General features: G+C 70.1%; 23 protein-coding genes. 10 read left to right on the top strand and 13 right to left on the bottom strand.

Annotated features, from left to right (window positions below; translation table 11 throughout):
• The first annotated feature begins 1 nt into the window (after position 1).
• Positions 2-1,081 carry an enolase C-terminal domain-like protein gene (locus EBN03_RS22375; protein ID WP_122190102.1) on the top strand — a complete coding sequence of 360 codons (1,080 nt, stop codon included), beginning with the start codon at positions 2-4 and terminating at the stop codon, positions 1,079-1,081.
• On the opposite strand, the gene EBN03_RS22370 is transcribed toward EBN03_RS22375, so the two are convergent.
• Genes EBN03_RS22370 through EBN03_RS22360 form a run of 3 tightly spaced genes read right to left on the bottom strand, consistent with a single transcriptional unit; the run spans position 1,069 to position 3,172 of the window.
• Positions 1,069-2,034 (bottom strand): SDR family oxidoreductase, encoded by a 966-nt coding sequence (locus EBN03_RS22370; RefSeq protein WP_122190055.1) that lies wholly within the window; start codon positions 2,032-2,034, stop codon positions 1,069-1,071. The two genes, EBN03_RS22375 and EBN03_RS22370, sit on opposite strands and share 13 nt — an antisense overlap.
• Positions 2,035-2,061: 27 nt before the next feature.
• Positions 2,062-2,544 carry a DUF6328 family protein gene (locus EBN03_RS22365; RefSeq protein WP_122190054.1) on the bottom strand — a complete coding sequence of 161 codons (483 nt, stop codon included), beginning with the start codon at positions 2,542-2,544 and terminating at the stop codon, positions 2,062-2,064.
• 19 nt (positions 2,545-2,563) lie between these two features.
• Positions 2,564-3,172: a flavodoxin family protein gene (locus EBN03_RS22360; protein ID WP_122190053.1), complete on the bottom strand. Its 609-nt coding sequence runs from the start codon at positions 3,170-3,172 to the stop codon at positions 2,564-2,566.
• A 99-nt stretch (positions 3,173-3,271) separates the two neighbouring features.
• On the opposite strand from EBN03_RS22360, the gene EBN03_RS22355 reads away from it, so the two are divergent.
• The 3 genes from EBN03_RS22355 to EBN03_RS22345 are packed head-to-tail and all read left to right on the top strand — an operon-like array spanning position 3,272 to position 5,218.
• Positions 3,272-3,502 (top strand): CDGSH iron-sulfur domain-containing protein, encoded by a 231-nt coding sequence (locus tag EBN03_RS22355; protein WP_233608538.1) that lies wholly within the window; start codon positions 3,272-3,274, stop codon positions 3,500-3,502.
• Positions 3,499-4,530, top strand: coding sequence for an iron-containing redox enzyme family protein (locus EBN03_RS22350; RefSeq protein WP_233608537.1), 1,032 nt, complete (start codon positions 3,499-3,501; stop codon positions 4,528-4,530). Before EBN03_RS22355 ends, EBN03_RS22350 begins: the two co-directional genes overlap by 4 nt.
• Entirely contained in the window at positions 4,523-5,218 is a 696-nt protein-coding gene (locus EBN03_RS22345; protein ID WP_233608536.1) for a HemK2/MTQ2 family protein methyltransferase, read from the top strand. The genes EBN03_RS22350 and EBN03_RS22345 overlap by 8 nt, the downstream gene beginning before the upstream one ends.
• A 20-nt stretch (positions 5,219-5,238) precedes the next feature.
• Here the strand turns inward: EBN03_RS22345 and EBN03_RS22340 are convergent, their stop codons facing one another.
• Genes EBN03_RS22340 through EBN03_RS22330 form a run of 3 tightly spaced genes read right to left on the bottom strand, consistent with a single transcriptional unit; the run spans position 5,239 to position 6,664 of the window.
• Positions 5,239-6,039, bottom strand: coding sequence for a DUF72 domain-containing protein (locus EBN03_RS22340; RefSeq protein ID WP_122190051.1), 801 nt, complete (start codon positions 6,037-6,039; stop codon positions 5,239-5,241).
• 19 nt (positions 6,040-6,058) lie between these two features.
• On the bottom strand, positions 6,059-6,364 hold the full coding sequence (locus EBN03_RS22335; RefSeq protein WP_199742916.1) for a hypothetical protein: 306 nt from the start codon (positions 6,362-6,364) through the stop codon (positions 6,059-6,061).
• 60 nt (positions 6,365-6,424) lie between these two features.
• On the bottom strand, positions 6,425-6,664 hold the full coding sequence (locus tag EBN03_RS22330; RefSeq protein ID WP_122190050.1) for a hypothetical protein: 240 nt from the start codon (positions 6,662-6,664) through the stop codon (positions 6,425-6,427).
• Positions 6,665-6,971: 307 nt separating this feature from the next.
• On the opposite strand from EBN03_RS22330, the gene EBN03_RS22325 reads away from it, so the two are divergent.
• Positions 6,972-8,231: an esterase/lipase family protein gene (locus tag EBN03_RS22325; protein WP_199742915.1), complete on the top strand. Its 1,260-nt coding sequence runs from the start codon at positions 6,972-6,974 to the stop codon at positions 8,229-8,231.
• A 9-nt stretch (positions 8,232-8,240) separates the two neighbouring features.
• Here the strand turns inward: EBN03_RS22325 and EBN03_RS22320 are convergent, their stop codons facing one another.
• Together EBN03_RS22320 and EBN03_RS22315 are read right to left on the bottom strand one after the other, a co-directional pair.
• On the bottom strand, positions 8,241-9,176 hold the full coding sequence (locus EBN03_RS22320) for an SMP-30/gluconolactonase/LRE family protein (protein WP_122190049.1): 936 nt from the start codon (positions 9,174-9,176) through the stop codon (positions 8,241-8,243).
• Between the two features lie 100 nt (positions 9,177-9,276).
• A complete protein-coding gene (locus EBN03_RS22315) occupies positions 9,277-10,857 on the bottom strand; it encodes an FMN-binding glutamate synthase family protein (protein WP_122190048.1) in 1,581 nt (526 codons plus the stop codon).
• Between the two features lie 101 nt (positions 10,858-10,958).
• Between EBN03_RS22315 and EBN03_RS22310 the strand changes: the two genes are divergently transcribed.
• On the top strand, positions 10,959-11,366 hold the full coding sequence (locus EBN03_RS22310; protein WP_122190047.1) for a ribonuclease domain-containing protein: 408 nt from the start codon (positions 10,959-10,961) through the stop codon (positions 11,364-11,366).
• A 52-nt stretch (positions 11,367-11,418) separates the two neighbouring features.
• Here the strand turns inward: EBN03_RS22310 and EBN03_RS22305 are convergent, their stop codons facing one another.
• The gene (locus tag EBN03_RS22305) at positions 11,419-12,168 is read right to left on the bottom strand and encodes a thioesterase II family protein (RefSeq protein ID WP_122190097.1); all 750 of its coding nucleotides are present in this window, start codon (positions 12,166-12,168) and stop codon (positions 11,419-11,421) included.
• A 243-nt stretch (positions 12,169-12,411) separates the two neighbouring features.
• On the opposite strand from EBN03_RS22305, the gene EBN03_RS22300 reads away from it, so the two are divergent.
• From EBN03_RS22300 to EBN03_RS22290, 3 genes are all read left to right on the top strand, one after another.
• Positions 12,412-13,311 carry an amidohydrolase family protein gene (locus EBN03_RS22300; protein ID WP_122190046.1) on the top strand — a complete coding sequence of 300 codons (900 nt, stop codon included), beginning with the start codon at positions 12,412-12,414 and terminating at the stop codon, positions 13,309-13,311.
• 164 nt (positions 13,312-13,475) lie between these two features.
• Entirely contained in the window at positions 13,476-14,054 is a 579-nt protein-coding gene (locus EBN03_RS22295; RefSeq protein WP_122190045.1) for a TetR/AcrR family transcriptional regulator, read from the top strand.
• A 78-nt stretch (positions 14,055-14,132) separates the two neighbouring features.
• A complete protein-coding gene (locus EBN03_RS22290) occupies positions 14,133-14,894 on the top strand; it encodes an SDR family NAD(P)-dependent oxidoreductase (protein ID WP_122190044.1) in 762 nt (253 codons plus the stop codon).
• A gap of 94 nt (positions 14,895-14,988) precedes the next feature.
• Here the strand turns inward: EBN03_RS22290 and EBN03_RS22285 are convergent, their stop codons facing one another.
• The 3 genes from EBN03_RS22285 to EBN03_RS22275 all read right to left on the bottom strand — a co-directional run bounded on the left by EBN03_RS22285 (position 14,989) and on the right by EBN03_RS22275 (position 18,385).
• Positions 14,989-16,596, bottom strand: coding sequence for a multicopper oxidase family protein (locus EBN03_RS22285; protein ID WP_199742914.1), 1,608 nt, complete (start codon positions 16,594-16,596; stop codon positions 14,989-14,991).
• Positions 16,597-16,721: 125 nt separating this feature from the next.
• On the bottom strand, positions 16,722-17,747 hold the full coding sequence (locus EBN03_RS22280) for a hypothetical protein (protein WP_122190043.1): 1,026 nt from the start codon (positions 17,745-17,747) through the stop codon (positions 16,722-16,724).
• 239 nt (positions 17,748-17,986) lie between these two features.
• Positions 17,987-18,385: a VOC family protein gene (locus EBN03_RS22275; RefSeq protein ID WP_122190095.1), complete on the bottom strand. Its 399-nt coding sequence runs from the start codon at positions 18,383-18,385 to the stop codon at positions 17,987-17,989.
• 103 nt (positions 18,386-18,488) lie between these two features.
• On the opposite strand from EBN03_RS22275, the gene EBN03_RS22270 reads away from it, so the two are divergent.
• Positions 18,489-19,472: a helix-turn-helix transcriptional regulator gene (locus EBN03_RS22270; protein ID WP_233608535.1), complete on the top strand. Its 984-nt coding sequence runs from the start codon at positions 18,489-18,491 to the stop codon at positions 19,470-19,472.
• A 129-nt stretch (positions 19,473-19,601) separates the two neighbouring features.
• Here the strand turns inward: EBN03_RS22270 and EBN03_RS22265 are convergent, their stop codons facing one another.
• Complete coding sequence (locus tag EBN03_RS22265; protein ID WP_233608534.1) at positions 19,602-20,651, bottom strand: serine hydrolase domain-containing protein; 1,050 nt, start codon at positions 20,649-20,651, stop codon at positions 19,602-19,604.
• Positions 20,652-20,858: the final 207 nt, after the last annotated feature.

Genomic DNA, 20,858 nt, shown 5'->3' with positions numbered 1-20,858 from the left:
CATGCCGCCGATCGATTCGGTCACCACCGGCACCTACCGGTTCCCCACCCCGCAACCGGAGGCCGACGGCACCCTCACCTGGGATTCGACGGTCGCGGTGACCGTCACCGTCGGCGCCGGCTACGAGCGCGGGCTCGGCTGGACCTACGGGTCGCCGGCGGTCGCGACCGTGGTGAACGAACACCTGCGGCCGCTGTTGCTCGACAGCTCGCCCGCCGACATCACCGATCTCGGTCATCGGCTGCGCCGAGCCTGCCGCAATATCGGGGTTCCCGGAGTCACGACCTACGCGCTCAGCGCGGTCGACATCGCCCTGTGGGATCTGAAGGCGCGGCTGCTGCAGGTGCCGCTGCCGGAGTTGCTCGGCCGGGTGCGCGACGCGACCGTGGTGTACGGGTCCGGCGGCTTCGTGAATCTGACCGACGATCAGCTGGCCGGACAGGCCGCGATCTGGGCGGCCGCCGGGTGCACCATGGTCAAGATCAAGATCGGCGCCGACGCCGACCGTGACCTCGCCCGGGTCGCGCAGATCGGCACCCTGCTGGGCGACTCGACCCGAATCATGGTGGACGCCAACGGCGCCTACTCCCCCGCGGCGGCCCGGCGGATGGGCAGCGAACTGGACCGGCTCGGCGTGATCTGGTTCGAGGAACCGGTGACCAGCGACGACGTCGAAGGCCTGCGGGCGGTCCGTGACGCCGTGCGCTGCGACGTGGCCGCCGGGGAGTACGTGAACACCGAATCCGACGCCGCACGGCTGATCGATGCCGTCGACTGCCTGCAACTCGACGTCACCCGGTGCGGCGGGTACTCCGGGTTCCTGTGCGGCGCCGCCCTCGCCGCAGCGGTACACCGCGACGTCTCCGCGCACTGCGCGCCCGCCCTGCACGCGGTCGTCGCCGCCGCGGTGCCGCGGCTGCGGCACATCGAATGGTTCGTCGACCACGCGCGGCTCGAACCGCTGCTCGTGGACGGGGCACCCACGGTCGCCGACGGACGCATGCTGCCGCGCGGCGCCGACGCCGGACCGTACGGACACGGAATGACGCTGTCGGAGCGCTCCGGCTCCTACCGGATGTGAGCGGCGACCGACCGGATCCCGCGCGCCAGCCACGCCTCGACACTGTGCCGGTGCGCGCGGGCGTCGAATTCGCCGTGGGCGCCGTAATCGTGGCCGTCGACGCCGTCACACGCGGCCCACAGATTGTCGCCCGCCCCGCGCGCCGCCACATCGGTCTGTTGGGAGCGATATCCGGTGCGCGCCAGGTAGCGGTCGAGCAGACCCGGCGCCAGCCGCTGGCCCAGCACCGTGCCGACCGTGCTGGCGCCCACCCAGTACTGCTTGTGCCGCGGGTGGTCGGCGGCGAACAGGATCGTGCGGGCCACCACCTCCGGCTGATAGATCGGCGGCACCGGTTGCGGGGTCTGTGGCAGCCGGGAGCGCACCCACGAGAACTGCGGTGTGTTCACCGCGGGCGCCTGCACGATCGTGATGTGCACATTGCTGTGCTCGTGCATCAGTTCCACCCGCGCGGCCTCCACGAAACCGTTCACCGCGTGCTTGGCACCGCAGTACGCCGACTGCAGCGGAATCGAGCGGTCCCCCAGCGCCGAGCCGACCTGCACGATCGCACCCCGGTCCCGCGGGCGCATGTGCTCGAGCGCGACCATCGTGCCGTACACCGAGCCGAGATAGGTCACCTCCGTGACCCGCCGGAACTCCTCGGGCCGCATCTCCCGCAACGGCGAGAACACCGCGGTGAACGCCGAATTCACCCAGACGTCGATCGGGCCGAGTTCGGCTTCGACACGGGTCGCGGCCGCCGCCACCGCGGCATGATCCGCCACGTCGACCGGCAACGCCAGCGGGGTACCGCCGAGTTCGCGGACGTCGTCCGCGGCCGCGGCCAACCCCTTGCTGCCGCGCGCCAGCAAGCCGACCGCGCAACCCCGTTCGGCGAACATCCGGGCGGTCGCGCGCCCGATTCCCGCGCTCGCACCGGTCACCACCACGACCTTCGCAGTTGTCGCCATATCGCTCCTTCCCTCCGGCCGGGCGGCTCACGCGCGCCGGCCACGCCGCTGCTGCCAGGGGTGCACGAGCCAGACCGCGACGAACGACACCCCGGCGACCGAACCCGCGGCCGCGGCCGCGACCGGTCCGGCGACGGTGTCGAAGATGAGCACCGTGACCCCGGTCAGCGCGATCCCGAGCAGGCCCAGTCCGGCGATCGCGTACCGGTGCGCGGTGGTCACCACATTCTCGATCTGATGGCGGCGGAACAACATTCGATGCGCCGCCACCGGCGCCATGAGGCACACTGTGGCCGCGATCGACGCACCCACCACGCCCAGATACAGCACCCGCTGCGGCAGCGGCAGGTCCGCGAACCGATTCTGGAACGGCAAGGTCAGCAGGAAGCCGGTCAGGAACTGCACACCGGTCTGGACGACCCGCAGCTCCTGGATCAGGCTGTTCCAATTCCGGTCCAGCCGTTCGTCTTCGGTCTCCCTGCGGTCCGTCCCGGGCGGGCCGGCGGCCATGGCGTGGTCTCCCTGCTCGTCACGGCGGTGGGTACGGCCCGTTCCGCAGCAGCCCGGCCAGGTGAGCGGCGTTGCGCGCCAACGTCGTTCCCGCGGCCAGGGTCTGTTCCGGCGGCTCGGGCAGGTCCTGGTAGTCGACCTTGTGCATGGCCTCACCGTTCCAGTACGTGGCGCCCTGCGCGGGCACGGTGAACCCGACGTCGTCGAGCCCCTGGAAGACATCGGCGATCACCTTGTGCGCGCCGTCCTCGTTGCCGACCACCGCGACCACAGCGACCTTGCCGGCCATCGAGGGCCGGCCCGCGTCGTCGGTCTCGCCGAGCTCGGCGTCGAGCCGTTCCAGGACCCGCTGGGTGATCGACGACGGATGGCCGAGCCAGGTCGGCGTGGCCAGCAGCAGGATGTCCGCGTCCAGGATCAGCTCGCGCACCTGCGGCCACTGGTCACCGTCGCCTTCGTCGACCGTGACGCCGGGCCGGATATCCAGATCGGCGACGCGCACCGACTTCCCGGTCACGTCGAACTTCTCGAATTCGTCGAGCAGTTGGCGGGCCAGCAGCGCACTGCTGGATTGCGCCGGTGACGGTTTCAGGCTGCATACCAGCGCGACAGCGGACAACGTGGACATGGTCACCCTTTCGTCGTGGTCATGGTCGGTACGCGGATACCCGGGCGGCGGCGGGCCAACCGACAGTTTCCGCGCCGCCGCGCCGGGTATGGCGCGATCGTGAACCAGCGACGCGACACCGCACAACAGGTGCGGATCACCCCGGACGGACCGGCCCTGATCGACGGGCCGGTCGAGATCGTGCTGCCCGACGGCGAGATCGTGTCGTCGGATCGATTCACGGTCGCACTGTGCCTGTGCGGCTGTTCGGCGACCTATCCGTGGTGCGACACCAGCCATCGCCGGCTGCCCGCCGGCCGGCGCCACCGGCCGCGGGGGCGGCAATCGTGACAGGCGCCCTGACCGCCGCCCCGGCCGCCCGCGCACTGCCCGAGCCCCGCGGTGAACTGTCCGCGGCCGTCGTGGACGCGCTGTCCGGCAACCGGGTCCGGCGGCTGCCGCGACCGGTGGACGCGGATCCGTTCGGCGACGACCTGCATCTGGCGCTGTACACCGCGTACGAGCCGCACTACCTGGGTTTCACCGGAGTCCATCCCGATCGGGAATGGGACCTGCGGCTGCTGCGGCTGCGTGCCCGGCTCGAACGCTGCTTCATCGAAGCGTTGCGCGACGCTGCCGGTACCGGCCGCGATCTCGATACCGAACTCGACCAGTTGCTCGCCGCGCCGTCGGTCGCCTCAGGCGTGTCCGGGTTCCTGCGGCAGGAAGGCCGATGGTGGCAGGTGCGTGAGTATTTCGCGCACCGATCGATCTACCACCACAAGGAGGCCGACCCGTACCTGTGGGTCGTCCCGCGCCTGCGCGGCCAGGCCAAGGCAGCCCTGGTGGCCGTCGAGTTCGACGAGTTCGGCGGTGGCCGCGGCGACCGGGTGCATGCCCGGTTGTTCGCCGACCTGCTCGACGGTGCCAGCCTGGATTCGAGCTACCTGGCCTACCTCGACCTGGTCCCGGCACCGATGCTCGCGATCGTGAACATGATGTCGCTGTTCGCGCTGCACGGCCGCTGGCGTGGCGCGCTGGTCGGGCATTTCGCCGCGGTGGAGATCTCCTCCCCGCCGGCGGCGCAGCGCATGGTCGACGCCTTGCGCGCGTGGGACGCCGACCCGGCCTGCGTCCGGTTCTACGCCGAGCACGTGGTCGCCGACGCGGTGCACGAACAGGTACTGCGCCGCGACGTCATCGGTGACCTGCTGCGCCAGGAACCCGGAATCGGTGACGAGCTCGCGTTCGGAATCCGGGCCACCGAGTTCCTCGAGGAACAGTTCGAGCGCCATCTCCTGCGGGCCTGGGAGGCGGGCCGGACCTCCCTGCGGCCGCCAGGCCTGTCCCGCGCCGACGCGCCGGGGTCACGTGAGTAGCGCGCCCGTGCTGATCCGGCTGCCCGGCGTGTACCGGCCACAGACCGACTCGCAGCTGCTGGCGGAAGCCTTGTCCGCCACAGTAGTTCACCAGCACACCCGCGTCCTCGACCTGTTCACCGGCACCGGCTATCTCGCGCTCGCCGCGGGGCGCGCGGGTGCCGGGTCGGTCACCGCGGTCGACATCTCGCGGCGCGCCGCGGTCACCGCGCGGTGCAACGCGTATCTGCATCGAATGCGGATCGACATACGCTGCGGCGACTTCGCCACCAGCGAATTGGGGCAGTTCGATCTGGTTCTGGCCAACCCACCGTATGTGCCGGGCCCGCGGGCGGGAACGGTGCCGGGATCGGCCCGGGCCTGGGACGCCGGCCCCGACGGCCGCGACCTGCTCGACCCGCTGTGTGACCTGCTGCCGACGCTGCTGGCGCCCGGCGGGGTCGCCCTGCTCGTCCACTCGACGCTGTGCGGGACCGACCACACCCTGCGGCGGCTCGGCACCGGCCCGCTCGACTGCGCGGTCGTGGCGGAGCGGCGCGTGCCGTTCGGCCCGGTACTGCGCTCGCGGCGAGCCTGGCTGACCTCCCGCGGCCTGATCGCCGCCGCGGACACCGGTGAGGATCTGGTGGTCATCCGAGCCACTCGGGCCGCCGCGCCGGTCCCGGTCACCGAGCTCCAGTGCGGGTAGCCGCCCCGAGCCGGCCCGTTCTACCCGCGCTGCACGACCGCGTGGCCGCCCGACTCGGTGGTGGCCTCCCGGCCGGCGCGGGCGACCGGCCAGCCCGCAGCCCGCGCGAGTTCGGCGAACCGCGCGGCGTCGTGGATCGCGTTGCCGCCGCGATCGTTGTTGAAGTAGACGTAGGCGTCCTGCTTGCGTCCGCAGATGTGGTCCAGGCGCCCGATCCAGCGCTCGAGTGTCCGATCGGGGTAACCCGGTGCCCGCGCACCGGTGCTCTCGTGGAAGCGCAGGTAGGCCCAGTCGGTGGTGTGCCACAGCGGTGACGTCGGCCGGTTGTGGCGATCGGCCCAGCACAGCGCGGCGCCGTGGTCGGCGAGGACGGATCGTACCGCCGGGGTCCACCAGCTCGCGTGCCGTGGCTCGACCACGACCCGCAGCTGGCGTGGAATCAGGTCGAGCATGTCGCGCAGCCGGTCCGGGACCGCCTCGAGATCGGGTGGCAGCTGGAACAGGATCGGACCCAGCTTGTCGCCGAGTTCGCGTGCCGCGCCGAGGACGCGGTCGAGCGGGACGTCCGGATCCCGCAGCCGTCGATAGTGGGTGATCACCCGGCTGGCCTTGACCGCCATCACGAAATCGCCGGGGGTGCGGTCCCGCCAGTTCGCGAAGGTCTCCGGTTTCACCGGACGATAGAAGGCCGCGTTCAGTTCGACGGTGGCGAAGGTGTTCGCGTAGTGGTCCAGCCATTTCCGCTGGGGCACCCCGGGCGGATAGAACACACCACGCCAATCGGCGTACTGCCATCCCGAGGTCCCCACCAGCAGGGTCATGGCATCGGTCGCCCGCCCGTCACACCAGCAACCGCGCGATGAAGCCGGTCACGATCAGCCAGAACAGGGCAGCCGCCCCGTAGTTCACGATGATCGTGAGGTTGTGGTTGGAGAAGTTGAACAACCCGGGGAAGAACAACGCCAACGGGTCGGCGAGCCGCTGGATGAACCGATAACCCCCGTTCGCCGTATTGGCCTTCGCGACCTGCAGCACGATATAGATGACCTCGATGACCGCGAAGATCCCACCGAGCGTCGTAACGATCCGCGCCGCGGCGAACCGCCCGCCCCCGAGGTGATCTCCGGTTGGACGAATTCTGTACATGATCTGCGGGTTCCCACCGATACCGGTCCTACACGGATTCACCCCACGACGGGACCGCCCCTACGCCATGTTCTCGAGTGCGCGTTGATCGACCACGGCCGCGCGACTGCCGGCGATGAAGCCGACCGCCGCGATCAAGACTCGCGGATCGGTTGTCTCACCCCAGCCGTCGACGGGAATGATGCCGCCGGGCGGTACGCGGGTATCGATCGCCGCTCGCTTCGGGGCATCGTTCGACCGACCGTCCCCGCCACCACCGTCCTCGACATCGCTGACGAGTGCGCCACCCACCGTCGCCATGCGCGGGTCGGTCTCCTCCCCAACCCCAACCGCGGTCGGTGCCGCCCCTGGCGAAGGGGCTGCCGAAGCCCGAGCGAAAAGCAGGCCGGCTCGGTGCGCGGGGGCCGGCGGATGGCCGGGCGAAGTCGATCCGGGCGCCGATGATCCGTCGGCGATCGAGGGCCCGGGCATCCCTGTGATCGTTCACCGCGCCGCACAAGGCAATTGGTGACCTCCCCAGAGTGCGGCAAGGAACCGCAACGATCCGCCCCAGCCGAACCACTGTTGATCGCGTCCGCGAAGGACGAGGTCCCCAGGAAGGTTTGGAATGGGAAACAACATCCGCCGCAACAGAACCCGCTCGGCGCTCATGGCCGGAATGTCGATGCTGATCGCCGGCGGGGTCGGCGCCGCGGCAGCCGCCGACCCGGTATCACCGGCGACCGAACAACAACTGGCCGACACGATCGCGGCCGGGCTGAGCCAGCCGGTCCAGCCGATCGCCGCGCAGTGCGGTTCGGGCAGCGGTGTCGGCTCCGGAATCAGCGCGGCCGACTGCGGTGACGGCTCGAGCAGCGGCTCGACCGGGTCGACCGCCAGTGACACCACCGGATTCGGGCCGGCGGACACGACGTTCCCCGGCGCCTTCGGCTACTCCCTGCAGCACCCCGACGTCGCCCCGCCCGGCACCAACAACTGGAACTGCAAACCCACCGCCCAGCATCCGCGCCCAGTCGTCCTGGTACACGGCACGTGGGAGAACGCGTACGACAACTTCGCGTTCGTGAGCCAGCCGATCACCTCGGCGGGCTTCTGCACCTTCACGTTCAACTACGGCCGGTCGAGCCTGCTGCAGGGCGGCGGTCTGGGCACCCTGCTCCCCGGTATCGGCGGGACCGGCGACATCCCGACGTCCGCCACGCAGCTGCAGACCTTCGTCGACCGGGTGCTGGCCGCGACCGGCGCCGGGAAGGTCGACATCGTCGCCCACTCGCAGGGCGGGATGATGACCCGCTGGTACACCGAATTCGACGGTGGCGCACCGAAGGTCGACCACCTGATCGAGTTCGGCGCGACCAATCACGGCACCACCCTCGACGGTATCGCCACCCTCGGCCGGACGGTCAACAACCTCGGCATCGACGTCCTCGGGCTGGTCGAGATCCTGGTGGGCCACGGCGGAATTCAGCAGACGATCGGGTCGGACGTGGTCACCCGGCTCAACGCGAACGGCGACACCGTGTCCGGCATCGACTACACCGTGGTGGGCACGAAATACGACGAGGTCACCACCCCGTACCAATCGACCTTCCTGACCGCCGGGCCGGGCGCGACCGTCAAGAACATCACCCTCCAGGACGGCTGCGCCCAGGACGCTTCCGATCACGTCTCGATGATGTACTCGCCGCGCGCCCTGTCCATCATCCTGAATACGCTCGACCCGGTACAGAATCCGTCCCTGCAGTGCACCGCCAACCCGTGGATCGACACCGGCAGCAGCGCGTCCGGCGGACCCGGCAGCCTGTCGGGCGCCGGAAGCAGCCTGTCCGGCGGCGGTGGCAGCAGCCTCTCGGGCGGCGGCAGCTGATCCCGCAGATCAGGGCGCGAGGGTAGTGGCGGCCGGGTCGAACCCGCCGGGAATCTCGTCCACGATGCCGGTGAAGGTCGCCGCGTACAGGTGGCCGGCGGCGAAGCCCGTGCTGCCGCGACCGTAGGTGACGACGCTGGTCTCGCCGTCGCCGGAGCCGAGTTCGCAGTACCGGCCGGGGGCGTCGATCCGGATGATGCGCCCGGACGGGTTCAACGGCAGCACCGGGCGTTCCAGCGAGTCCAGGGTCGGGTCGTCGGGGGCGGCCAGCAGGTCGCCGCCGGTGAAGTCGAGCAGTGACTCGGGCGCCCACGGCGCGGCCACCGGGATCCGGCTCACACCCGGGTTCACGAAGGTACGGGAGGCGTAGATGTACCGGTTCGCCGGATCGAGGACCCCGCCGTTGACACTCGGGAAGTGCGCCCAGTCGGCCTGCACCGTCCCGTCGGGGGCGATGCGGGCGACCAGGTCACCGAAGTCGTTGGTGGCGAACACGGTTCCGTCGTGGGCCACGGTGAGCCCGCTGGCCGCGCTCAGCCCGTCCGCGAACGGGCTCACCGTCCCGGTCGCCGGATCGAACACCACGATGCCGGCGGCCCGCGCCGCGTCCCCGACCAGGACGCGCGCGTCGGAGCCGTAACCGATGAGCAGCCGCCCGTCGGGCAGCCACGCCAGCCCGCCGGCGGCCGGCACGGTAGCCACCACGCTCGGCGCCGCGCCGGGTGCGTCGATCCGGAACACCCGGCCGGAGGTCAGGTCGGCCACGTATGCCCGGCCGTCCGGGTCGACGGTCAGCGCCTGCAGCGCGGTGCCCGGGATCTCGGCCACTCGGATCACCGGCTGACCGGCGCCGGGGCAGATCGGCGCGGCCGTGGCCGCCGGTGCGGTGAGCAGTCCGGCCGTCACGAGCGCGGCGGCGACAGGCACCGTGAAACGAACAATCATGGGCACACCTCGAGGTCGACGAGAACAGCGCTGCACCCACAGCATCGCACTTGCGGTGGCGCCGGGGGAACAGCTCGATCGGCGCCGCATCGCCCGGCGTTCAGGGATGGAACGAGTCGGCGTCGGCGAGCTCCCAGTCCCGGGCCCAGTCGCCGGCGGGCGCCCGCAGCAGCTCACCCGGCGTGAGATGCGGGAAAAGCTCTGTGTAGGAGAGTACTTCGCGGTGATCGATGCGGCGCCGCAGCATGTCGAGCCGCAGCCCCGCCGGGCCGGTGACGCCCATCGAGCCCATTACCTGCATCGCCTGCTCCACACAATGCTGCTGATAGTGGAAGACCCGCTCCGCCTTGTCGGGCACGTGGAGCGCGCGAATCCGCTTCGGGTCCTGGGTGGCCACACCCACCGGGCAGGTGTTGGTGTGGCACAGCTGCGCCTGGATGCAGCCGACCGCCATCATCATCGAACGCGCCGAATTGGTGAAGTCCGCGCCCTGTACGAGACGCTTCACGATGTCGATCCCGGTGGCCACCTTGCCGCTCGCCCCGACCTTGATCCGATCGCGCAGCCCGGCCCCGACCAGGGCGTTGTGCACGGTGAGCAGCCCCTCGGTCAACGGGGTCCCGATGTGGTCCTCGTATTCCAGCGGTGCCGCGCCGGTGCCGCCCTCACCACCGTCGACGATGACGAAGTCCGGATACACGTCCTCGGCGAGCATCGCCTTGCAGATCGCCAGGAACTCCACCCGCGAACCCAGGCACAGTTTGAATCCGGCCGGCTTGCCGCCCGCGAGCTCCCGCATCGTCGCGATGAAGCGCACCAGCTCGCGCGGCGTCGAGAACACGCTGTGCGCCGGTGGCGAGACACATTTCTCCCCGACCGGGACGCCCCGGGCCGCCGCGATCTCCGCGGACACCTTCGCGCCGGGCAGCACGCCGCCGATCCCCGGCTTCGCGCCCTGACTGAGCTTGAGCGACACCATCTTCACCTGGTCGTCGGCGGCGGTGGCGCGGAACCGCTCCGGGTCGAAGCCGCCGTCGGCTGTGCGGCAACCGAAGTAGCCGCTGCCGATCTCCCACACCAGGTCACCGCCGTGGCGGTGGTAGGGGCTCACGCCGCCCTCGCCGGTGTCGTGCGCGAAACCGCCGCGGGCGGCGCCCCGATTCAAGGCCTCGATCGCGTTCGAGCTCAGCGAACCGAAACTCATGGCGGACACGTTCATCAGCGCCATGTCGTAGGGCCGGGTGCAGTCCCGGCCACCGATCCGCACCCGCGGCGGGGTCGCCGCCGGCGGGACCGGGCGGGTGGAGTGCACGAGGTACTCGTAGCCGGGCTCGTCGACGTCACGCTCGGTGCCGAAGGGCTGTTCCTCTTTGATGTCCTTGGCGCGCTGGTAGATCGAGGAGCGGGTGTCGCGGTCGAAGGGCCGGCCGTCCCAGTTGCGTTCGATGAAGTACTGCTGCAGTTCGGGCCGGATCTCCTCCAACAGGAACCGCAGGTGCCCGATGATCGGATAGTTGCGCAGGACCGAATGTCTGCGCTGGACCACGTCGTAGCAGCCCAGCACGAGCAGTGCGGCCACGACGGCGACCAGCACCCACCAGCCCCAGCCACCGATCGCGCCCGCGAGTACCGCGATCGCACCGAGAAAACCGAGCGTCCCCAACAGGAAGAATCGCAACACGCCCACTGTCTACCATCGACCGGACCGGAGCGGCCCTCGGGGTCCACGGCGGTTCACGTCGTGGACGCCCAGCGCTCACCGGCGCTGGATACGCTCCCGCTATGACTCACGTGATGAACCGTGCCGCAACGTTTTCGGTGGCAGTGCTGTGCGCTTCGGTGGTCCTGACCGGTGTGGCTGCGGGCCCGGCCGGAGCCGACCCCGCCGCGTGCGGCGACACCTCCGGCTACACTCTCGAACCGCTGTCCGCCCTGCCGCCGGAGGCCGCGACGACGGTCGGCGAGATCGAGCAGGGCGGGCCCTATCCGTACCGCCAGGACGACACCGTGTTCAGCAACCGCCAGGGTGTGCTCCCGGCCTGCGCCACCGGCTACTACCACGAATTCACCGTCGTCACACCGGGTGCGCCCACCCGCGGCACCCGCCGCATCGTCACCGGCGGCGCGGGTGAGTTCTTCTACACCGGCGACCACTACAACACCTTCGTCACCGTAGACATCACCCGATAGCCGCGCGGATCGCCGTCGGAGCCGGCCTACGTCGTCGCACCGCCCGGGGCGCTCACCCCAGGCGGGCGCCGACGTAGGCCGCCAGTTCCGGCAGGCATTCGTCCAGATAGTGGTGCCGCCCGGGGAAGACCGCCGATTCGAACTCGCCCGCCGCGACCTGCGCCCACAGGCGGGCCCGGTCGACGCTGACGGTCGGGTCCTCGTCGCCGACCAGGGCCGACACCGCACAGCGCAGCGACGCCCCGGGTTCGTAGGCGTAGGTCTCCACCGCCTGATAGTCGGCCCGCAGGGCCGGCAGGACCAGTTCGGCCACCGAGGGTTCGGTGCGCAGCACCGCCACCGACGCCGGATCGTTGGCGAGCCGTTCCAGTTCGGCGATCAGCTCCTCGTCCGAACCCTGATGCAACGCACCGGAATACGGCTGTCCGGGCGCGATGCGGCCCGAGACGAACAGGTGGTGCACCGGCCGTCCTTCGCGCTCGAGTCCCCGGGCGACCTCGAACGCGACCGTGGCGCCCATGCTGTGCCCGAACAGCGACAGCTTCGGAACCGGCCCGCACGCGACGAGATCCGCGGTCACGGCGGCGGCCAGTGCGGCCAGGTCGGGGATCGACGGCTCCCCCAGCCGGTCCTGCCGCCCGGGGTACTGCACCGCGTAGACCGCCACATCGGGTTCGACCGCCTGCGCCAGCGCACGGTATGCGCCGGCGGATCCGCCGCCGGGCGGGAAGCACACCAAGACCGCGGTCGCCGCCGGCGCGGCGCGCAGTTCGCGCAGCCACCTCGTCCTGCCGATCGCCATGCGAACCTTCCGCTCCGCCGAGTGCACCGTCGGGGAGCACGATAGGCGAGCCTTGCCGATCTCGCATGGGGTATCCGCGGGCACGCTGCCGAGCATCGGCGCACCGTCCGGGACCGGCCGCCTGTTCCGGACGGGTCGCCGAGGTGGTCCAGGTACCTGGTCCTAAGCTCGAGCAGAGACGAACGGGTCGGCGATGTCACGCCGGCCCCGGGTGCACGGTGTGGTGCGGGAGGTTGGCGGCTGATGACGATCGAAGAGGACACCCGTTGGGTGGCGGACTTCCGGGCGCGCGCCGGACTGCCCGCGATCGTCGACGTGCACACCCACTTCATGCCCGATCAGGTCATGCGCAAGGTGTGGCAGTACTTCGATTCGGTCGGCCCGCTGACCGGCGGCCTGGAGTGGCCGATCACCTACCGGGACGAGGAACAGACCCGGCTGGACACGCTGCGGGCCTTCGGGGTCCGGGCGTTCACCGCACTGGTCTACCCGCACAAGCCGGACATGGCGGCGTGGCTGAACGGGTGGACCGCCGAATTCGCCGCGCGCACACCGGATTGCCTGCACACCTCGACCTTCTATCCGGAGCCGTCCGCGCCGGAGTATGTCGCGGCGGCGCTGGCCGCCGGTACCCGGGTCTTCAAGGTGCACATCCAGGTCGGGGCGTTCGAGCCGAACGATCCACTGCTGGACAAGGTGTGGGGCATGGTCTCCGACGCCGGGGTCCCGATCGTGATCCACTGCGGATCCGGGCCCGCCCCAGGTGAATTCACCGGTCCCGCGCCGATCGCCGCACTGCTGCAGCGCTTCCCGCGGCTGCCGCTGATCATCGCCCACATGGGCACCCCGGAGGCGAGCGAATTCCTCGACCTCACCGAGCGATACGAGCGAGTGCACCTCGACACCACCATGGTGTTCACCGACTACTTCGAACACGCCGCCCCCTACCCGGTGAGCGAATACGGCCGGTTGCGCGACCTCGGCGACCGCATCCTGTTCGGTAGCGACTTCCCGAACATTCCCTACCGTTACGGCCACGCCCTGGAAGGGCTGGAGCGTCTCGACTTCGGCCGGGACTGGCTGCGCGGCGTCTGCCACGACAACGCCGCCCGCCTCTTCGAGCTGCCTCCGCTGCGCGCCTGATCCCGCGGACGCCGACCGCGACCTGTGACGGTCCCGCCCGACTCCTGACCGATCGCCGACCGGCCCGAGTTCCACACGGCCGGACCGCTTTCGGCCGTTGCGGCCGTGCACCGACCCGAGCGTCCATTTTGACCGATCGTTCCAGATTGCGATACCGTGCCCACATGTCGCGTTCCAAGGCCTTCGATCCGGACACCGCGCTGGACCGGGCGCTCGATCTGTTCTGGGAACGCGGATACGAGGCGACCTCCATGGCGGATCTCGTGGAGCGCCTGGGCGTGGCCCGCGCCAGTATCTACGCGACCTTCGGCGGGAAGCAGGAACTGTTCGCCAAGGCACTCCAGCGCTATCTCGACCGGACCGATCCGCGGATCACGGCCGAGCTGTCGCAGCCCGGACCCGTGCTGCCGGCGGTGAAGGCGCTGATCGAGCGCTATGCCGAAGCGGCCGTGGACGATCGGCGGCTGGGCTGCCTGGTGGTCAACAGCGCGGTCGAGCTGGCCGGGCGCGACGCGCGCGTCGCCCGGCTGGTGGAGTCGAGCTGGGCGCACCTGGAGGCCACCTTGACGTCGGCTCTGCTGCGGGCCGCGGCCCAGGGCGAACTGAGCGGCGCGGTGGATCCACGCAGCTCGGCCCGGTTCCTGCTGGTCTTCCTGCAGGGCGTGCGAGTGCTCGAGCGCACCCCGGACGCCGGTCCGCGCCTGCGGGACGCGACCCGCGTCGCGCTCACCACCCTGTCCTGACCGTTACTGGACCGATCGTTCTCGATTCACACCCCGAGTTCCGATACCGCGGAACTCGTCCGACGAAGGGACCTCCTCGTGACCGCACGCTTCGACGACCGGGTCGTGCTCCTCACCGGCGGCGGTGGCGCCATCGCCCGCGCCGTCGCCCGCGACTTCGCCGACCGCGGCGCGACCGTGGTCCTGGCGGGCCGCGACCCGGATCGGCTCGCCGCGGCGGCGGAGTCCATCCCGCCGGGCGCGGGCGGCATCGACCGGATCACCGTGGACGTCACCGACCCCGATCAGGTCGCCGCGGCGGTCGCGACGGTGGTGTCCCGGCACGGCGGCCTGCACGTGGCCGTCAACAACGCCGGAATCTTCGGCCGCAGTACACCATTGGGCGATCTGGACGACGAGACGTGGCACGCGGTACTCGCCGTCAACGTGACCGGGGTGTTCCTGAGCATGAAGCACGAGATCGCCCACATGCGATCCCACGGCGGTGGTGTCATCGTGAACGTCGCCTCGAATATCGGCGCCCACACCCGGCGCGCCGGCACCGCGGCCTACGCGGCGTCCAAAGCGGCGGTCAGCGCGCTGAGCCGCGCGGCCGCCCGGGACCACATCGCCGACGGCATCCGGATCAACGCGGTCAGTCCGGGCGCGACCGACACCCCGATGTCGTTCCGCCCCGGCGAAACTCGCGCCGACCGTGACGGCCGGGTCGCCACGGTGGTCCCCGCGGGCCGCGTCGCCGAGCCGGCCGAGATCGCGGCCGCCGTCGTGTGGCTGGCCTCCGACGACGCCCGGTTCGTCGTGGGCCACGATCTCGTCGTCGACGGTGGTGCCACTGCCTGATCGGGCGGCCTACTTCACCACGTTCACGTAGCTCATCATGCCGTTGTCTTCGTGGGCTCGACGACACGGCGCAGGGGAACATCCCCCGGGCCGCCTACTTCACCACGTTCACGTAACTCATCATGCCGTTGTCTTCGTGCGCTGCGATGTGGCAGTGGAACATCCAATGGCCCGGGTAGTCGTCGAACGGGATCCGGATCACCACCTTGCCCGGGGTGTCGTTCTCCTGGTGCGGGACCAGGACGGTGTCCTGGCGGTGCGTGTAGGGCTGGGTCACACCGTTGATCGACACCACCTGGAATGCGCTGGTGTGCAGGTGGAATGGGTGGTCCTCGCCGGCGACGTTGGTGAGCGTCCATTCCTCCACCGTGCCCAGGCGGGCGGGTGTGGTGAAGATGGAGTCGCCCATGCTGAACTGCTTGCCGTTGACGAAGAACGACGTGCCGCTCTCGTCCTCGGACAGCTGCACCGAGCGGCGCCACGCGATCGGGGCGTTCGCCAGATCGGCGGGAGCGCCGGGCAGCGCGCCCGAGACGACCGGGCCGGCCGGCACCGGATCGCCGTCGATCCGCACCTGGATCAGGTCGGTCTGCGGGTACGCATCGCCCTGCGGGCCGTTGCTGTAGGGCATGGTCTGCAGCCAGGTCTGTCCGGGCTGCGCGGCCGCGGTCACCAGCACGTCGTAGCGCTTGCCGGGCGGCATCAGGACCGTCTCCGGGGTGGAGGTAGCGGCCACGGGGATACCGTCCTCCCCGATCACGGTGAAGGTGTATCCGGCCAGCCGCAGGTCGTAGAAGATGTCGGCGCCGGCGTTCACCAGCCGCCACAGCTGGGTTTCGCCCGGGCGCATCGTGAGCACCGGGCGCAGCTGGCCGTTGACCAGCCGCACGGTCGGCGCACCGGACTCGATCTGATTCTTCGTGTCGCCCTGGACGATTCGGCCCGCCGGGTCGAGCTGCACATCCTTGAGGACCAGGGTCTGCGCGGTGATGCCGCGCAGCGGTTCGGGCAGTCCGGCCCGGTCGTCGCCGACGATCAGCGCGCCGGACAGGCCGGCGAAGATCTGGTTCTCGACATTGCCCGGGACGAAGGTGGCCGGCGCGGGCATCGACATCCCCGGCATGGACATGCCGGGCATCGAGGCGTCGTGGCCGCCCGGGTCCGGACAGGTGAGGCCCATGGCGTGGCTGTGGTACCAGTACGTGCCCATGGGGTGGTTCGCCGGTAGCGCCAGCCGGTAGACGTGGGTGGCGCCGGGCGCCACACACACGTCGGGGTCGTCGGAGTCCCCGGTCGGAGCGATGTGCAGGCCGTGAAAGTGCAGGTTGGTGGCGACGGGCAGATGGTTGACCAGCGTGAGCGTCACGGTCGAACCGGGCTGGGCGCGCAGGGTGGGCGCGACCGCGCCGCCGTTGTATTCGTTGCCCTCGACGGTCCGGCCGGCCAGTTCGTACTTCGCGGCGGAGGCGTCGAGCGTGACGGTCATGCCGGTGGCCTCGGGCGGCTGCTGCAGCGCCTGACCCGCGGTCATGCCACGTTCCTGGGCTGCGGTGGAGGTGTCGTCGCTGTGCCGGGTGGTGACGACGGCGGCGCCGATTCCGCCCGCGACGACCAGTGCCGTGACTACCGAGCCGGTGATCCAGGCCCGCGGATGCCGCCGGACACCGGCAGCGAATCGTCGGCCTCGGCCCGGTTGCCCCATACGAACTCTCCTGATCACCCGGACATCCGCTGCCCGTCCTGAGGAGAGCCTAATATAGGCATGCCTACACTACCTAGCCCACGCCTGCCCGCAGGCTGAGACGGCAGCCCACTACTCCGGCATTCTCACCCGAAGACCAGCTGCCACGCCTCCCGCGCACGCTGCTGCCACGGCATGATCACCGTGCGGTAAGTCCAGCGGACCCGGCCGGCCACCGCCCGCCAGACCCGGCCACAGCCGACGGCCAAGGGCCGCAACAGGGTTCGATGCACCCACCGACAGGGCGCGATGACCAGGGCACCCACCACCACGGTGGCGACCCGCCAGCCGAACCGGACCGCGGCGACCACCGCCCGGATCAGCGGCCGCAGCACCCACCGCCACAGCGCGTGCACCGGCTCGACGACCAGCCACGTCACCGCGAATTCCGCGGCCGCACGAACCGCACCGCCCACCGCACGCGCGACGCTCGCCAGCCCCGGCAGGATCCGGGTCCGCACCCAGCCACCCGCCGGCCGCAGCACCGCGTCCCGCAGTCCGATCGCCAACGGCCGCAGGACATATTGCCACATACCGACGATCGGCGCCACGACCAGCCATTTCACGGCATTGACGGCCAGCCACACACTCCAGTGCGCCACCGGCCGCACGACGTAGCGCCACAGCGCGACGCTCGGCTCCACGATCAGCCAGCGCCCTACGTTCACCGCCAGCCGGACCGCGCCGTCGGCGGCCGGTTTCAGGACCCGGCGGAAGACCCACACGCTGCCCGGCACGACGACCCGCCGCCACAACCAGTCCTCGATCACCCGCTGCAGCGGCCGCAGCACGATCGCCACGATCAGCGCACCGAGCGGCGTGAGCACTATGCCCCACAGCAGGTGCTGAATCAGCCAGTGCCACAGGTAGTTCCGCACGAAGTTGCGGATCGGCCGATACACCCAGTCCCGGAACAGAACCACCGTCGGCTCCAGGAGATACCGGTCGAACACCCGAACCACCGCCGCGATCGCGCGCGGTATCCGCTTGATCCCCTCCCACACCAACCGCGGCGGCACGAACAGCGCGATCGCGATCGCCCGGGCGATCCAGACCCAGATCGAAACCCGGTCGCGCACTTGCGGCGTCGCCGCTCCCCCTTGCTCGTCCATGCCCACTATCCTGATCGGCCACCGCATCGCGCACCATGAGTATTTCCACTCGACCCGCGAAACAGCCGGCCGGGCAACAGCTCCCGAGTGGCCGTCAGCGCTGATCGCCGACGTCGAAGACGCGCGGGACTTCCTCGGCGGCCAGCCGGCACGCGACAAACGAAGACGCTACGCGGCGAGAGGCTGAGCGCCCCTCGGCCGCGCAGAGTTCCCTGCCCTGTAGTGCCGATGTGCGGATGTCAAATGCCGAACTTTGCGACGGCTCGAGCGGTGACCGGCGTGAAGAGGTTGATCAGGTTGCCGTCGGGATCGCGGAACAGCAACGACCGGTTCCCCCACGGCATCGTCGTGGGCTCGTTGACGAAATCCTCGACCGCATCCCGCAACCGCCGGTAATCGGCATCGACGTCGGGAACCAGGAATTCGATGATCGCGGTGTGGTTGTCGGCTGGGCGCGCGCTGCCTGCTGCGAACAGCGCCACGGTGCGGGTGCTTCCGATCGCAAGCGTGCCTGCCGGTGTGGCGATTTCGGCGAAATCCGTTGTAGCCCAGGTCGCTTCGACACCGGTCACCTGCTGGTAGAAGCTGACCAACCGCTGGACGTCATCGGTGATCAGGCGGATCGAGACGAGTTTCATCGTGTGCTCCTGCTGTCGGATGTGGCGGAAGGTCCGCCGCCGCATGCCACGGTAGAGTCGATACCGGACAGTTTCCGCCCGGTATAGAGACGAGAATTTTCCGATGACGCGCCCCACCGCCCGAGTGCTGGCCCTGCTCGAGCTGTTGCAGGCCGGCGGAACCCGTACCGTCGGCGAACTCGCCGGACGGCTCGGCGTCGACGAACGCACCGTCAGGCGATACGTCACCCATCTCACCGACCTGGATATCCCCGTCCGATCGGTTCGGGGCCGTTACGGGGGGTACCGGCTCGCCCCTGGATACCGGATCCCGCCGCTGATGCTGACCGACGACGAAGCGGTGGCGGTGTTACTCGGACTCCTCGCCAACCACGGCGCCGACCGATCGACAGCTTCCGCCCGCGCAGCCGACAGCGCGACGGCCAAACTCCGCCGCGTCCTGCCCGCCCGCCTGACGGCCCGCCTGGACGCACTGCTCGACACCGTCGAGTTCACCGCCGCCGCGCGCCCGTACGTCACTGTCGAGAACACCGTCCTGCTCCGGCTCGCCGAGGCCACCCACGAGCACCGACCGGTCGCGATCGACTACACCGACCGAAACGGTCGGCCCAGCGAGCGGACCGTGCACCCCTACGGGCTCGCCGACCACTCCGGCCGGTGGTACCTGACCGGACAGGACAGCAACAGTGCCGAACTACGCCGGTTCCGGGTGGACCGCATCACCGCGGTGACCACGCTGCCCGGAACGTTCACTCCGCCCACCGGATTCGAGCCGGCCGCCCACCTACTGTCCGCACTTGCCACGGCGCCCTACCGGCACGAGGTATCGATCCGAGTGCAGGGCACGCTCACCCAGGTCCGCCCGCTGCTCCCCGCGACGATCGCGACCATCCACGAGATCGACTCACCGCCGGCCGATACCCGCCCGTGGGTCCGGGTCCGAATCCGGGCCGAACGACTCGACTGGATACCCCCGGTCCTCGCCGGCCTGAATCGCCCGTTCGTCATCGAACACCCCGACACCCTCAACGACGCCGTACGCGCCCTCGCCGACCGACTCACCGCAGCCGCCGACGGCTCGTCCTGAACTGTCTACGACGCTCGGTGTCATGAGTGTTTCCACCCGCTCTACGGGCACAGGGCGTGGCTCAACAGGGCCGAGGTGTCCGGAGCCTTACCCGAGGGGCCGGTGACGGCGATGGTGGCGGCTCGACCGTCACGGGTCGCACCGGTGATCGTCCCGAATCCGGCGATCCCTCCGGTGGCCGAAGAACTGTGTGCCACAGGACAACTCGGCACCGCCGATACCCAGTCCGTACTGCACCGGGAAGTCGTCGGTGTGCTGCAGGTCCAGCATCTCCCGGAGCTGGGCGTCCGGCACCACCTTCCCGGCGAGCAAGGCCAGGCCGAAGTGATCGAGGTCGTCGCCGCTGGACACCATCGCGCCCGCCGCCCACGCCACCGACGACTCCTGGCGGGTGACATCGGTGAGTACGTTGTCGATCATCGCGTAACCCTCCGGATGCGGGCCGCGGAGATCGGCTTCGCCGGCGCCCGGAAGATACGTGTCTGCGAGGTGGTTCGGCGTGAGGATCCGGTCGCGTAGAACATCGGAATATGCACGGCCGGTCACCTTTTCGATCAGCATCCCGACCACGATGTAGTTGGTATTGGTGTACCGGAAACGCGCGCCGGGCGAAAACTGGGACGGATGCCGCAGCGCGATGGCGATCTCCTCGGCCGGGGTGAAGGTGCGGTGCTGCACCCCGGCGCGGTATTCGTCAATCTCGGGGAAGTCGGTCAATTCCGGGAGACCGCTGCGATGTTGCAGGATCTGCCGCACCGTGACGGCCTTGCCGTCCACTCCGTCACCGGTGAGCAGGCCGGGCAGATAGGTGTCGACCGAATCGTCCAGGCGGATGCGGCCTTCGGACACCAGTTGCAGCAGGACCGAGGCCGCGAACACCTTGGAAACACTGCCGATTCGAACCTGCTGCGGTGTCGCGGCAGGCATCGGCGCACCGGTCGACCGGTCGGCGACACCCGAGGTCACCGTCAGAGTCTGCCCGTTCTCCGTCAGCGTGGCGATCGCCCCGGTCGCGCCCGCGCGTACCAGCGCGTCGATATCCTCGCGCAACGACCGAACCCGCTCCGGTGACACCGTGACCGCGGTAGTCGGCGCGGCCCCCGACGCCGAGTCCGGGACGCTGGAGCACCCGGTGAGGACAAGCAATGCGAGAACGGATACGGCCGGTACGATGCGCATCCTTCGACGGTAAGAACTCACGCCGCAACGGACATCCGGGACGAACCCTGAGCCGTCACCCGAAAAGCGTTCGGGAATACCCCGAGCCGTGGGGCACGGGACGCGTTCACCGCTGAGGTGATCCACGACGGCCCCCGCTACCGCGGACGGTCATCGACGGCGAAGAAACACCGCCGGACGGCACAGCCGGATCACCACCGGCCCGGG

This window comes from Nocardia stercoris (assembly GCF_003696265.1).
GTDB lineage: Bacteria > Actinomycetota > Actinomycetes > Mycobacteriales > Mycobacteriaceae > Nocardia > Nocardia stercoris.
The sequence above is the reverse complement of the archived record's forward strand: the minus strand, read 5'-3'. Positions and strand labels throughout refer to the sequence as shown.

Bases quoted from the DNA above. Each gene is read 5' to 3' on its own strand.
- EBN03_RS22375 (WP_122190102.1), top strand. From the start codon at position 2: ATGCCGCCGATCGATTCGGTCACCACCGGCACCTACCGGTTCCCCACC.
- EBN03_RS22370 (WP_122190055.1), bottom strand. From the start codon at position 2,034: ATGGCGACAACTGCGAAGGTCGTGGTGGTGACCGGTGCGAGCGCGGGA.
- EBN03_RS22365 (WP_122190054.1), bottom strand. From the start codon at position 2,544: ATGGCCGCCGGCCCGCCCGGGACGGACCGCAGGGAGACCGAAGACGAA.
- EBN03_RS22360 (WP_122190053.1), bottom strand. From the start codon at position 3,172: ATGTCCACGTTGTCCGCTGTCGCGCTGGTATGCAGCCTGAAACCGTCA.
- EBN03_RS22340 (WP_122190051.1), bottom strand. From the start codon at position 6,039: ATGACCCTGCTGGTGGGGACCTCGGGATGGCAGTACGCCGATTGGCGT.
- EBN03_RS22335 (WP_199742916.1), bottom strand. From the start codon at position 6,364: ATGTACAGAATTCGTCCAACCGGAGATCACCTCGGGGGCGGGCGGTTC.
- EBN03_RS22330 (WP_122190050.1), bottom strand. From the start codon at position 6,664: ATGGCGACGGTGGGTGGCGCACTCGTCAGCGATGTCGAGGACGGTGGT.
- EBN03_RS22325 (WP_199742915.1), top strand. From the start codon at position 6,972: ATGGGAAACAACATCCGCCGCAACAGAACCCGCTCGGCGCTCATGGCC.
- EBN03_RS22320 (WP_122190049.1), bottom strand. From the start codon at position 9,176: ATGATTGTTCGTTTCACGGTGCCTGTCGCCGCCGCGCTCGTGACGGCC.
- EBN03_RS22310 (WP_122190047.1), top strand. From the start codon at position 10,959: ATGACTCACGTGATGAACCGTGCCGCAACGTTTTCGGTGGCAGTGCTG.
- EBN03_RS22305 (WP_122190097.1), bottom strand. From the start codon at position 12,168: ATGGCGATCGGCAGGACGAGGTGGCTGCGCGAACTGCGCGCCGCGCCG.
- EBN03_RS22300 (WP_122190046.1), top strand. From the start codon at position 12,412: ATGACGATCGAAGAGGACACCCGTTGGGTGGCGGACTTCCGGGCGCGC.
- EBN03_RS22295 (WP_122190045.1), top strand. From the start codon at position 13,476: ATGTCGCGTTCCAAGGCCTTCGATCCGGACACCGCGCTGGACCGGGCG.
- EBN03_RS22285 (WP_199742914.1), bottom strand. From the start codon at position 16,596: ATGGGGCAACCGGGCCGAGGCCGACGATTCGCTGCCGGTGTCCGGCGG.
- EBN03_RS22280 (WP_122190043.1), bottom strand. From the start codon at position 17,747: ATGGACGAGCAAGGGGGAGCGGCGACGCCGCAAGTGCGCGACCGGGTT.
- EBN03_RS22275 (WP_122190095.1), bottom strand. From the start codon at position 18,385: ATGAAACTCGTCTCGATCCGCCTGATCACCGATGACGTCCAGCGGTTG.
- EBN03_RS22270 (WP_233608535.1), top strand. From the start codon at position 18,489: ATGACGCGCCCCACCGCCCGAGTGCTGGCCCTGCTCGAGCTGTTGCAG.
- EBN03_RS22265 (WP_233608534.1), bottom strand. From the start codon at position 20,651: ATGCGCATCGTACCGGCCGTATCCGTTCTCGCATTGCTTGTCCTCACC.